Annotated in this window: 9 protein-coding genes and 1 tRNA gene; 2 read left to right on the top strand and 8 right to left on the bottom strand. The window is 74.6% G+C overall.

Features of this window, described 5'->3' with window-relative positions:
* Positions 1-50: 50 nt before the first annotated feature.
* Complete coding sequence (locus tag ABRQ22_RS19715; RefSeq protein WP_353707910.1) at positions 51-2,264, top strand: serine/threonine-protein kinase; 2,214 nt, start codon at positions 51-53, stop codon at positions 2,262-2,264.
* 149 nt (positions 2,265-2,413) lie between these two features.
* Here the strand turns inward: ABRQ22_RS19715 and ABRQ22_RS19710 are convergent, their stop codons facing one another.
* From ABRQ22_RS19710 to ABRQ22_RS19680, 7 genes are all read right to left on the bottom strand, one after another.
* Positions 2,414-2,989, bottom strand: coding sequence for a hemerythrin domain-containing protein (locus ABRQ22_RS19710; RefSeq protein WP_353707909.1), 576 nt, complete (start codon positions 2,987-2,989; stop codon positions 2,414-2,416).
* Positions 2,990-3,268: 279 nt separating this feature from the next.
* Positions 3,269-4,072 (bottom strand): amino acid ABC transporter ATP-binding protein, encoded by an 804-nt coding sequence (locus tag ABRQ22_RS19705; RefSeq protein ID WP_353707908.1) that lies wholly within the window; start codon positions 4,070-4,072, stop codon positions 3,269-3,271.
* Positions 4,069-4,998 carry an amino acid ABC transporter permease gene (locus ABRQ22_RS19700; RefSeq protein WP_353707907.1) on the bottom strand — a complete coding sequence of 310 codons (930 nt, stop codon included), beginning with the start codon at positions 4,996-4,998 and terminating at the stop codon, positions 4,069-4,071. Before ABRQ22_RS19700 ends, ABRQ22_RS19705 begins: the two co-directional genes overlap by 4 nt.
* A 7-nt stretch (positions 4,999-5,005) precedes the next feature.
* Positions 5,006-5,887 (bottom strand): ABC transporter substrate-binding protein, encoded by an 882-nt coding sequence (locus ABRQ22_RS19695; protein WP_353707906.1) that lies wholly within the window; start codon positions 5,885-5,887, stop codon positions 5,006-5,008.
* 216 nt (positions 5,888-6,103) lie between these two features.
* Positions 6,104-6,177, bottom strand: a tRNA-Met gene (locus ABRQ22_RS19690).
* 62 nt (positions 6,178-6,239) lie between these two features.
* Complete coding sequence (locus ABRQ22_RS19685; protein WP_353707905.1) at positions 6,240-7,280, bottom strand: aldose 1-epimerase; 1,041 nt, start codon at positions 7,278-7,280, stop codon at positions 6,240-6,242.
* A gap of 121 nt (positions 7,281-7,401) precedes the next feature.
* On the bottom strand, positions 7,402-10,446 hold the full coding sequence (locus ABRQ22_RS19680; protein WP_353707904.1) for a UPF0182 family protein: 3,045 nt from the start codon (positions 10,444-10,446) through the stop codon (positions 7,402-7,404).
* Positions 10,447-10,599: 153 nt separating this feature from the next.
* On the opposite strand from ABRQ22_RS19680, the gene ABRQ22_RS19675 reads away from it, so the two are divergent.
* Complete coding sequence (locus ABRQ22_RS19675; RefSeq protein WP_353707903.1) at positions 10,600-11,214, top strand: PPA1309 family protein; 615 nt, start codon at positions 10,600-10,602, stop codon at positions 11,212-11,214.
* Positions 11,215-11,229: 15 nt separating this feature from the next.
* On the opposite strand, the gene ABRQ22_RS19670 is transcribed toward ABRQ22_RS19675, so the two are convergent.
* Positions 11,230-12,339, bottom strand: coding sequence for a PDZ domain-containing protein (locus ABRQ22_RS19670; protein ID WP_253050947.1), 1,110 nt, complete (start codon positions 12,337-12,339; stop codon positions 11,230-11,232).
* Positions 12,340-12,351: the final 12 nt, after the last annotated feature.

Raw genomic sequence — 12,351 nt, 5'->3', positions numbered from 1 at the left:
ACGGGTTTGTCTGCTACGTCCAGGACGTGCGCGCTTGTAACGTTGCGCCCATGCCCGGCCCCGAGCAGTCCGTCCTCCCGGCGGCGACCGACGACGACACCCACCCGAGCCCGCCGTCGCCCGCGCCGCTGCCCCGGCGACCCGTCCGGCAGGTGCCGGCGAGCGGTGACCGCCGGGGCCCGTTCACCCTCGGCGAGGTGCTCGGGCACGGCGGGTTCGCGCACGTCTACCGTGCCACGGACGCGGGCGGCGCGGAGGTGGCTGTGAAGGTGCTCACGGGCCTGCAGGAGGGCTCGCGCGAGCGCTTCACGCAGGAGGCGCGCCTGCTGGAGGCCGTGGGCGGACGCGGCTTCCCCGCGTTCGTGCGCTCGGGTCTGGACGACGACCAGCCGTGGTTCGCCATGGAGCTGGTACCGGGCACCACGCTGCGCGAGCAGGTCCGCGCGTCGGGCCCGCTGGACGGGCGGCAGGCGCTGCGGCTGGCCTCGCAGGTCGCGGAGGCGCTGCTCGTGCTGCAGGAGCAGCACTGCGTGCACCGCGACCTGAAGCCCGCCAACATCATGGTCGACGGCGACCGCGCCGTCCTCATCGACCTCGGCATCGCCAAGCTGTTCGACACCGCGACGTCCACCCAGCCCGTCGGGACGCTCGCGTACATGGCGCCGGAGCTGTTCGCCCGGCGCGTGCACCCCCGCTCGGACGTCTACGCGCTCGGGCTGCTGCTGATCTTCGCGAGCACGGGCGTCGTGCCGGCCGACCTGAACTTCCTCGGCCGCGACCTCGAGGCCGAGGACCTCGTGCGCGAGGTGCCGGACGACCTCGTCGGGGTGCCGGCCGGGACGGAGCTCGCCCCGTCCCCGGCCGAGCTGCCCGAGATCGACCCCCACCTGCAGGACCTGATCCTGTCGATGACGCGGTACCAGCCGAACCACCGTCCCGCGCTCGAGAGCGTCGCCGCGGTGCTCCGCGCCCGGCTCGCCGGGCAGGTCGCCGACGACACCCTGCTCCTCACGCAGCGGATCGTGGCGGACGGCGCCACCGCGGCCGAGCGGGCGCTCGGCCCCGTCGCCGGGCTGTCCGCCGCGACCGGAGCACCCGTCCGGCCCGGGCCGCCCGCGGAGGACGCGCCGACCGGGACCGACGCCGTCGTGGGTCGGGCCCGGGAGCCGTGGCACGCCCTCGTCTACGACGCCACGCTCATGAGCGTGCTCGCCGAGGTGCACGGCGACGGGTTCGACGGCGCGGCCTCGGAGGTCATCGCCGACCACGTGGCGAGCATCGGGGCGCACGTCGCCGACGGGCGGACCCCCGCCGAGCTCAAGGACTGGCTCTGGCAGGCGATGCAGTGGCAGGCCGCCACCCCTCCTGCCGGGCACCCGGACACCCTGCGCGGGTGGCGGGCGTACCGTCGCCCGCCGCACGTGACGCCGGCCCGGCCCGCGCCCGTGGTCCGCGTCGCCCGGCTGCGCACCGACGAGCCCGACGGCGTCCCGGCGCGCGGCGCGGCGGGCGGCGCGGCGGGCGGCGCGGCGGGCGGACGTGCCTGGCCGGTAGCCGTCCGGCGGGTCTCCACGCTGGGCCGACCGCCGTCGGGGGCTGCCCCCGCGGAGCCTGCGCCCGCGGCCGTCGCGGGGACCCGGGTGATGGACTCCCCCGACCTCGTCGCCACGCAGGTCGGGCGCCCGGTCCCGCCGTCGGTCCCGCCGCGCCGGAGCCCGGTCCAGCACCTGGGTCCCACACCGCGGTCGGCTCGGCCGCGCATCACGGGCGCGGCCGTCACGAGCGCCCCGGCCCCGCAGCCCTCCGTCGCGCAGCAGACCGCTCCCGCGTTCCCCGCGTCGCCGCAGCAGCCCGCGGCACCGACGGCCGGGGCGTCGTCACGGTCGAGAGCGTCGTCGCGGTCGGCAGCGTCCTCGCGGTCCGCGGCGTCGTCGCCCGTGGACCGGTCCCGGATCGGGGGCGCGCTCCTGCGCGCGCTGCCGCGCCTGCTCGCGGTCCTCGCCGTGCTGCGCACGCTGTGGCTCGTGCCCGACGGCGCGGCCCGGCGGAGCGCGCCGTTCATCCCGCTGCCGCCGCAGCTCCTGGAGAACCTGCGCGTCTCGGTCGACCTGGCCCCGCTCGTCGACGGCCCCGTGCTCGCCCTGGCGGCGCTCGCGGTGGCCGTGGTGCTGCGCGTCGCCGGGCGGCGGACGTGGGTCTGGCCGTACGCGCTCCTCGCGTCCGCGTCCGTCGTCGCCACGGCGGTGCTCGTCCTGCGCGGCTGAGCAGCCGTCGCGAGACGGCCGGTACCAGGCGGCCGTCGGGCCACCCTCGGGCCGCCGTCTGGCCGCCGTCGGGCTGGCGTCAGGCCGGCGTCGGGCTGGCGTCAGGCCGGCGTCGGGCGGCACCGCGCGGTGCCGCCCGACCGTGCCCGTCAGAGCGGACCGAGCACGTCGTCGCGCGACGCCACGAGGTCGAGCGCGGCGAGGACGCCGCCGAGCGCGCGCTCCTCGTACCGGAAGTGCGACTCCATGATCGCGCCCACTCCGTCGAGGTGACGCCCGACGGCGTCGCGCGACGCCTCAGGGTCCGTCGTCCGGTCGAGCGCGTGCTCGAGGTCGGCGACGAGGTACGCGATCATCCCGTGGTCCTGGCGCAGGCGCCGCAGCACGCCGGCCAGGTCGGGATGGCGACGCTCCAGCTCGGGGAAGAGCACGGCGTCCTCGGCGGTGTGGTGGCGCGTGAGCGCGGTGCAGAACCCGCGGCACCACACGAGAAGGTCCGTGGCGGGCGCCGGGTCGTGCCCGGCCCCCTGCGCCCCGCCGTCCCGTGCCGGGCGGTCGTGCGCTGCGACCCTCGTCCCGGCGCCGGGTCGCGCCCCAGGGGGCGGGTCTGCTCCGGGTCGCCGAGAGCCGGGCGGTTCGTCCGCCTCGGCTGCCGCCTCGCGCACCAGCGCCAACGCGCGCCTCAGCCGCCCGTGCACCGTCTGCATCTCGTCGTACCAGGCCACGAGCCTGGTCTTCTCGCCCTCACTCACCGGTGAGGAACGAGGAAAGGGTCCGTGCCGTCACGGCTCCCCCTTCCGGGTTCGGCGCCTCCATGCCTGACGTGGTCCGCCACCAGCACGCGACGCTGCGCGCGACCCTACCAGCCGCCCGCAGGGTCGCCCTGCCCCGGGCGCACTGGTCGACGAGAACGACACCACCCGCCGTCGAACACGACCTGAAGGCCGCGAAGACGCTCAGAACGACCCTCATGTCGTGTTCGGCGGCCCCGGGGGGGGGACGGGTCATGCGTGGAGGCGGCGGAGGAACTCGCGGGTGCGCTCGCGCTGTGGGTCGCCGAGCACCTGATCCGGGGTGCCGCGCTCGTGGACGCGGCCCTCGTGGAGGAAGCAGACCTCGTCGGCGACGCGGCGGGCGAAGCCCATCTCGTGCGTCGCGACGACCATCGTGCGGCCCTCCGCCCGCAGCTCGGCGAGGAGGTCGAGCACCTCGCCGACGAGCTCGGGGTCGAGCGCCGAGGTCACCTCGTCGAGCAGGAGGAGCTCCGGCCCGTTGACGAGGGCGCGCGCGATGGCCGCCCGCTGCTGCTCGCCGCCCGAGAGCTGGTCGGGGTACGCCCTCACCTTGTGCCCCAGGCCGACCCGGCCCAGCATCTCGACGGCCGCCGCCTCCGCCTCCGCGCGCGCCCGCCGGTGGACGAGGCGCGGCGCGAGCGTCACGTTGTCGAGCACCGTGAGGTGCGGGAAGAGGTTGTAGGCCTGGAAGACCATGCCCATGCGCGCCCGGACCCGGTTGGCGTCGAGGCGCGGGTCCGCGACGTCCTCGCCGTCGAGCAGGATCTGGCCGTCATCGACCTCGTCGAGGAGGTTGACCACGCGCAGGAGCGTGGACTTGCCCGAGCCGGAGGACCCCACCAGCACGACGCACCGGTGCGCGTCGACGTCGAGGTCGATGCCATCGAGCACCACACGCCGCCCGCCCGGGACGCCCGCGGCGGGAAAGGTCTTGCGGACCCCGCGCAGCGACAGCAGGTGGTCCGGGCCCGCGTCCTGGCGGGTCGCGCCGGGCGGCCGGACGGACGCGCTCATCGGATGTCCCCCGCCCCGCTCACGGTCGCGAGCGACCGGCCCCAACCGCGGCGCGCCTGGTACGCGTCGACCGCCCGCGTCAGCGGGAACGACACGAGGAAGAACAGGATCCCCGCGACGACGTACGGCGTGAAGTTGTAGCTCCCCGTCGTCGCGATCTGCGCCGCGCGGATCGCGTCGACCGCGCCGAGCACCGAGATGAGGCCCGAGTCCTTCTGGAGCGAGACGAGGTTGTTCGCGAGCGGCGCGGTGACGTTGCGCACGGCCTGCGGCAGCACGACGCGGCGGGTCGTCTGCGCGCGGGTCAGGCCGAGCGAGCGCGCGGCCGCGACCTGCGACGGGTGCACCGACTCGATGCCCGCGCGGAACACCTCGGCGAGGTACGCGGTGTACGTGAGGACGATCGCGAGCGCCCCGAGGAACGCGCCCGACGTCGGCAGCCACTCCAGGCGCAGCGCGGGCAGCCCGAAGCCCACGAGCAGCAGGACGAGCAGGAGCGGCACCCCACGGAACAGGTCGACGTAGCCGATCGCGAACGCGCGCAGCGGGAAGAGCGCGGGGATGCGGCTCGTGCGCGCGATCGCCAGCCCGAGCCCCAGCAGCGTGCCGACGACGCCCGCGACGACCCACACGCGCAGGTTGAGCCACAGCCCCTCGAGGATCGCGGGCAGCGACTCCCACGCCATCGCCGGGTCGAAGAACGCGGTCCGCGCGCGCTCCCAGCCGGGCGCGTTGACGACGACGAGCACGACCGCCGCGACGACGAGCACCGTGCTCGCGAGCGCCACGAGGAGCGAGCGGCGGCGCTGGGCGCGCCGGAACGCCGCGCGGTCGAGCGCGAGCGGCGACGGCGTCCACGCGACCCCCGGGCCGCCGTCGGGCGTCCCGGCCCGCCCGGGCGGGCGCGCGTCGTCGGGCACGGTCACGGCCGGGTCACTCGAGGACGGGGATGTCGTCCGACTTGAGCCAGGTCGTGCGCAGCTCGGCGAGCGTGCCGTCGGCCTCGAGCTCGTCCACGGCCTGGGTCACGCAGTCGGTCAGCGCGGAGTCGAGGTCGAGCACGAGCCCGTACTGCTCGACGACGCCCTGGTCCGGCAGCGTGCCGATGACCACGGAGTCCGGGAAGTACTCGGTCGAGGCCGCGACGCCCTGGTCGACGTCCATGACCATCGCGTCGATCGTGCCGGACTGGAGCGCCTGCATGCCGTCGCCCGCCGCGTTGTACGGCGAGATGTCCGCGTCCTCGCCCCACGCGGCCTCCGCGAGCGTGAGGCTCGTCTGCGCGGCCGTCACGCCGATGCGCGCGCCGTCGAGCTCGGCGAGCGTCGTCGCACCCGCGTAGGGGCCGTCCTCCATGACGATGACGCCCTGGCGCGTCGTGAGGTACGGGCTGGAGAAGTCGACGGCCTGCTTGCGCTCGTCGGTGATCGACGTCTGGTAGGCGGCGACGTCGAACGGCTTCACGGCCGGGCTGATGATCTGCTCGAACGTCACGGTCTCCCAGACGACGTCGTCGGCCGCGTAGCCGAGGCGGTCCGCGACCGCGTAGATGAGCGCCGACTCGAAGCCCTCGCCCGAGTCGTGCTCGCCGATGTACCACGGCGCGTACGCCTCGCCCGCGCCGACGGTCAGCACGCCGTCGGTGAGCGTCGGGAGCGCGCCGGGCTCGCACTGCGTGGCGTCGCCCGAGGCGCTGCCGCTCGGGCTCGCGGCGTCGCCGCCGTCGGAGCCTCCCGAGGAACAGGCCGTCAGCGTGAGCGCGGCGACCGCCGTGACGGCGGTGAGGACGGCGGGACGGGGACGCAGACGGCGCATGGTGACCTTCCGGGTGTCGGGCGCCCGCGGGAGTGGTGGGCGCCGGCCACTGACGATAACGCCGGGCCGTGGGCCGTGGCTTCCCCCGGCCGCCCCGCGGCGGGGTGGGTCGCGTCACAGGCGACGTGGCGTCGGCGCGGACCGCGGCACGACGGACGGACCCGCGCGCACGACGAAGGCCCTCGATCATCAGATCGAGGGCCTTCGCCTTCTGAGTAGCGGGGGCAGGATTTGAACCTGCGACCTCTGGGTTATGAGCCCAGCGAGCTACCGAGCTGCTCCACCCCGCGTCGGTGATCACTACTCTACGTGAGGTTCCGGACCAGGCCAAATCGGGTGGACGAGACGTGGGTCACGCCAGGACCTCGACCCCGAACGCGAACTCCCGCACGTCCCCCGGCTCCAGCCGGACGTCCGCCGCGCAGTCGGGGCGGTTGAACGCGTCGGTCAGGGTCTCGACGGGCTCGATCGCGACGGCGGCCCGCTCGCGGCGCGCCAGGCCGTCGCCCGTGTAGACGTGGACGAGCCCGCGGTCCTGCCACACGGCGAGCCCCTGTCCCGTCGCGGGGTCGCGCACGAGGGTCCGCGCGCGGCCGTCGGCGTCGGTGCGCAGGCCGCCGAACGCGTGGTCGAGCCGCACGCCGGCGAGCGGCAGCGGTCCGACGCCGTCGATCGCGCCGAACGCGTCCGCCCCCGCGAGCGGGAGCAGCCCGGCGTCGGTCACGACGGCGCGGCGCGCCGGGACCGTGAGCTCGAGCCGGTCGATCGTGTCGTGGCCCGGGACGCGCAGGTACGGGTGCCAGCCCAGGGCGACGGGCGCGGCGGTCGCGCCGACGTTGCGGGCCCGCAGCGCGACGCCCAGCGAGCCCGCGTCGAGCACGTACTCGACCTCGAGGGCGAGCGCGAAGGGGTACCCCGCGTGCGCGTCACGGGCGACGGACGCGCGGAGCACGACCGACACCGGTCGCGCCGGGTCCCCGTCTGCGGGCTGCGCGGGGTCCTCGCCCCGGTCCACGACCGTCCAGTCGAGCGTGCGGGCGAACCCGTGCATGGTGAGGGGCTCCCACGGCAGGACGGGGGGCACGCGGTGCCGTGCGCCGTCGAACACGTACTCCCCGCCGGAGAGGCGGTTGACGAACGGCGCCATGAGCGCGGACCGTGCGGCGTCGTGCGCGGCGACCTCCGTCTCGTCGGCGTACCCGTCGACGAGGTCCTCCACCTGCACGGTCCCGTCGGCCCCGCGCCACGGTGCGCGCCACGCGAGCACGGCGGCACCGCGCAGCGCCACGACGAGCTCGGCCCCGGACGGGTGGTGCAGGCGCGCCGCGGGGACGGCCGGGGTCGTGTCGCTCGCGACGCTGAAAGCGTTGCTGCAAACCGTTGCAGAAGTCACGAGGAGCGATCCTCCCGGTCGGCGCAGGAAATGACAACTCCGGCACGACGACGGGCGGGCTGGGACCCCCGAGAGGTGTCCCGACCCGCCCGTCGTCCGTCGCGTCGGCGCGAGGTCCTCGTCAGCCGCCCGACGAGTCCGTGTCGAGCGACTGCTCCGCAGCGAGCGCCGCCTCGAGCGCCTGCTGCAGCCGGTCCTGCGCCTCGCCGTAGGCGGCGAAGTCACCCTCCGCGAGCGCCGCCTGGCCCTCCTCGATGGCCTGCTGCGCCTGGCGCAGCGCCTGGTCGAGCTCGGCGCGGGCGCCGCCGTCGACCGTGCCGCCGTCGGCCGGCGGCGCGGGCTCCTCGGTGGCCGGCGGCTCGGTGCCGGGGTCCGTCGTCCCCGGGGCGGTGGTCTCGCCGTCGGCCGGCTGGTCCGGGACCTCGGTCTCGACCCCGCCGTCGGCGTCGCCCGCGTTCGCGCCCGAGTCGCCGCCGAACACCTGGTCCAGCGCCTCGTCGAGCGTGTCGGCGAAGCCGATCTCGTCACCGAAGGACACGAGCACCTTGCGCAGCAGCGGGAACCGCGTGCCCTCCGTCGACTGCACGTAGACCGGCTGGACGTACAGCAGGCCGCCACCCACGGGGAGCGTGAGGAGGTTGCCGTTGATGACGGTCGAGTCACCGCGCCGCAGCGCCAGCAGGCCGTCGGCGGCGGTCGGGTCGGTGTTGAAGTTGTTCTGCACCTGACCCGGTCCGGGGACCGTCGCGTTGCGCGGCAGCTCGAGGAGCCGCAGCGTGCCGTAGTCCTCCGACCGCACTCCCGCCTCGTTGCCCGGCTCCGCGTCCACCGCGAGGAAGCCCGTGAGGATGTTGCGGTCCGAGCCGCCGCCCGGGATGTACGTCGACATGAGCGAGAACGTCGGCGCCTCCTGGCTCGGCATCTGGAGCGTGAGGTAGTACGGCGGCTGCAGCGGCTTGACCTGACCGCTCGCCGTCGGGTCCTCCGGGCTGCGCCAGAAGTCCTGGCCGGAGAAGAACTCGTTCGCGTCGTCCACGTGGTAGCTCGCGAGCAGCGTGCGCTGCACCTTGAACAGGTCCTCGGGGTAGCGCAGGTGGCTCATGAGGTCGCCGGAGATCTCCGTGATCGGCTTGACCGAGCTCGGGAAGACCTGGGTCCACGCCTGGAGCACCGGGTCCTCGGCGTCCCACGCGTACAGGTCGACCGAGCCGTCGTACGCGTCCACGGTCGCCTTGACCGAGTTCCGGATGTAGTTCACCTGCTGCGGCGCGAGCGCCTCGACCGAGTTCGCCGCGACGAGCGAGTCGCGCGTCGAGTCCTCGAGCGACTCCGACGTCGAGTACGGGTAGGCGTTCGACGTCGTGTAGCCGTCCACGATCCACTTGACCCGGCCGTCCACGACCGCCGGGTACACGCGCCCGTCGAGCGTGAGGTACGGGGCGACCTTCGCGACGCGGTCGCGCGGGCTGCGGTCGTAGAGGATCTGCGACTCCTCGGTGACGCGGTCGGAGAAGAGGATCTGCTCGGAGCCGAACTTCAGCGCGTACAGCACCTTGTTCATGAACGACCCGACGCTCGGGCCCGCCTGGACGTCCTGCGTCGGGAAGGTGTTGTTGACCTGGCCGCCCTCGTCGTCGACGGGGTAGTCGAGCTCCCACGCGTCGCGGCCCTCGGGGGCGCCGACGATCGAGTACTGCGGCGCCTCGGGCGAGAAGTAGATGCGCGGCTCGTAGCCGCCCGCGTCGGTGAACGCGCCCGTCGACGGGATCGAGCCCTCGTAGAACGCCGGGCGGCCGTCGGGCCCGATCTGGTTGCCGTACGCGGCGACGACGCCGAAGCCGTGCGTGTAGACCGTGTGGTCGTTGACCCAGTTCCGCTGGTCGGCGCCCAGACCGTCCTGGTTGAGCTCGCGCACCGCGATGACGGTGTCGCGGCTCTCGTCGTCGATCGTGTAGCGGTCGACCGACAGCGAGCTCGAGAACTGGTAGTACTGCTTGTTCTGCTGGAGCTGGCTGAACGAGGGGCTGACGATCTCCGGGTCGAGCAGGCGGATCGACGCCGTGGTGTCGGCGTCCTCGCGCAGCGCGCCCGCCTCCGCCTCGGTCTTGGCGTTGTACTGCTCGGTCTCGACCTGGTCGATCCCGTACGCGGCCTTCGTCGCGTCGATGTTGCGCTGGATGTACTCCTCCTCGAAGTCCTGCGCGTTCGGCGTGACCTGGAAGCGCTGGACGACGCTCGGGTAGATGCCGCCGATGGCGATGGCCGACACGACCATGAGGCCCACGCCGATCGCCGGGAGGCGCCAGTTGCCGCGCACCGCCGTCACGACGAACAGCGCCGCGACGAAGAGCGCGACGACCGTGAGGATCGCCTTCGAGGGGATCACCGCGTGCACGTCGGCGTACGACGCGCCGTCGAACTTGGCGCCGCCCGAGGTGAGGATCGAGTACCGGTCGAGCCAGTAGTTGGCCCCGATGAGGACGAGGAGGAGCGCGGCGGTCACCGAGAGCTGGACGCGCGCGGCCGTCGTCGTGCGCGGGCCCGCGTCGGAGCCGCCGCCGATGCGCAGCCCGCCGTACAGGTAGTGCGTCGCGACCGCGGCGATGCCCGCGATGATGACGACCGCCATGAGGAAGCTCACGACGAACCGGAGCGCCGGCAGCGTGAAGACGTAGAAGGACAGGTCGATGCCCCACTGCGGGTCCGTCGTGCCGAACGGGACCGAGTTGAGCGCGAGCAGGACGGTCTGCCACTGCGACGCCGCCGCCGCGCCGGCGAAGAAGCCGACGAGCGCGGGCGCCACGATCATGACGACCTTGCGCAGCGGCTCGATCGCCTCGCGGTACTGGTCGAGCGTCGCCTGCTCGGGCGTCGACGGCGCGTAGATCGGCCGGGACCGGTACGCGATCGAGAAGGACAGGAAGACGAGCCCGCCCATGACGAGGAACCCGCCGACGAACAGGGCGATGCGCGCGCCCCACTGCGTCCACAGGACGTTCGCGAAGTCGAGCTGCCGGAACCACAGCACCTCGGTCCAGAACTGGGCGAGCAGGAGCAGGAGGACCACGAGGGCGCCGACGACGGCGATCGCGATCCCGATCGGGCTCCGGCGCCGGGCGGGCCGCGCCCCGGGGGACGGCCGGCGGGGCGCTGCGGCGAATGACACGGTGGGTATACCTCTTCGGTCGTGGCTCGGGCGTGCACCGGGGTCAACGCCCGGTCCTCCCCCAAGGTTCCCACGGTCCGGGGCCTCGTGGGGGACGTCACGTCGGTCGCCGACCGTCCGCCGCCGGACGGCGCGATGGGGGACCATGGGGGCATGCCCCAGCCTGACGACGCCGCTCCCTCCCCCGCTCCCGCACCCGGCTCCGGCCCCGACCCGGTCGCGCCCGGCGGCCCGACGCCGCAGCACGCCCTCGCGCTCGCCGTCCACGAGATCGAGGTGCACGCGGCGGACGCCGGCTGGGACGCCCCGCCCCGGCTCTTCGCGCTCGTCGCCACGGCCGGCGCGCTCGCGGCGGACCCGACGCTCGCGGACCGCCTGCCGCCCGACGTCGTCGCCGCGGCCACCGCGGACCCGCACCACCTGCTCTCGATCGAGCAGGAGGGCTTCGCCGTGGACGGCGACCTCGAGGACGGGCTCGCGCGCGTCGCGTGGCCCGCCACGGTCGACGGCGCCGCGCTCGTCGTCGAGCGGATCGTCCTGCCCCCGGCCGCCGAGGAGGGCGTGCCCGACGACCCCGACGCCGCGCTCGACTACCTCACGTCGCACCCGGACCGGCAGGACGTGCGCCTCGCCGTCGGGGTGCTGCGGGACGGTCCGGCCTGGTGCGCGGTCCGGTCGCGCGCGCACGACTCGGCGACCGACGTCGCGGGCGGCCCGGACCTCGTCCCGGGACTCGTCACCGCGCTGCGCGCCACGCTCGAGGACTGACGCGAGCGGCGCCCGTCAGCCGCGCGCCTCGCACGTCGGGAGGGAGTCGCCCTCGCCCGCGCCGATCGCCTCCATGGCCGCGCGGGCGTCGGCCAGCGTCGAGACCGCCGCGACGTGCAGGCCGTCCGGCACGTTGCCCACGACCTCCGGGCAGTTGGCCTGCGGCGCGAGGAACCACGTCGCGCCGTCGCGCAGGGCGCCGTACAGCTTCTGCTGGATGCCGCCGATCGGGCCGACGTCCCCCTCGACGCTCATGGTGCCCGTGCCCGCGATGACGACGCCGTTCGCCTCGTCCTCGGGCGTGAGCTGGTCGACGATGCCGAGCGCGAACATCGTCCCGGCGCTCGGGCCGCCGATGTCTTCGATCTGGATCGACACGTCGACCGGGAAGTCGAAGGTCGGGTCGATGAACACGCCGAGCAGCGCGGTGTCACCGCCGTCGGTCGTCGTCACCGTGAGGTCGGTCTCCGTGCCGTCGCGCAGGACGCCGAGGGTGACGTCGGCGCCCGGGTCGACGGCGGCCAGCCCGTCGATGAGGTCCTGGTACGTCGGGACCGGGGCGCCGTCGAGCGCGACGATGACGTCGCCCGGCTCGACGACCCCGTCCGACCCGCTGTCCGGGACCGCCGCCTCGACCGTGAGCGTCGCCGGCACCTCGTACCCGAGCTCGGTGAGCGCCGCGACCGTCGCGTTCTCCTGCGAGGAGATCATCTCGGCCTGGCCCTGCTGCTCCGTCTCCTCCTTGGTGCGGCCCGTCGGGAAGACCTCCTCGACCGGACGCACGCTGCGCGACCGGTCGAACCAGCCCTGCACGACCTGACCGAGGTTCACCGGGTAGCCGGGTCCGCCCGCGACGGAGACCGTCGTCAGGCGCAGCTCCCCCGTCGAGTCGAACGTCTCGGCGCCCGTGATGGAGATGAGCGGCGTGCCGTCCTGCTCGCCGAGCGTGTCCTCCGTGGGCCCCGGCGACCGCACCGCGTAGGGCGCGGGCAGGATCGCGAGGCCCGCGACGAGCAGCGTCGTCGCGAGCAGGGAGATGCCGAACGTCAGGGACCGTCGGGTCACGGGCGGCGGGACGTGCTCGTCCTCCGTGAGGAGGGCGTCGAAGGAGGGGGCGTCGCTCACCGGGACATCATC

Origin of the sequence: Cellulosimicrobium sp. ES-005 (assembly GCF_040448685.1) — a bacterium.
GTDB lineage: Bacteria > Actinomycetota > Actinomycetes > Actinomycetales > Cellulomonadaceae > Cellulosimicrobium > Cellulosimicrobium cellulans_G.
The sequence above is the reverse complement of the archived record's forward strand: the minus strand, read 5'-3'. Positions and strand labels throughout refer to the sequence as shown.

Bases quoted from the DNA above. Each gene is read 5' to 3' on its own strand.
- ABRQ22_RS19715 (WP_353707910.1), top strand. From the start codon at position 51: ATGCCCGGCCCCGAGCAGTCCGTCCTCCCGGCGGCGACCGACGACGAC.
- ABRQ22_RS19675 (WP_353707903.1), top strand. From the start codon at position 10,600: ATGCCCCAGCCTGACGACGCCGCTCCCTCCCCCGCTCCCGCACCCGGC.
- ABRQ22_RS19695 (WP_353707906.1), bottom strand. From the start codon at position 5,887: ATGCGCCGTCTGCGTCCCCGTCCCGCCGTCCTCACCGCCGTCACGGCG.
- ABRQ22_RS19705 (WP_353707908.1), bottom strand. From the start codon at position 4,072: ATGAGCGCGTCCGTCCGGCCGCCCGGCGCGACCCGCCAGGACGCGGGC.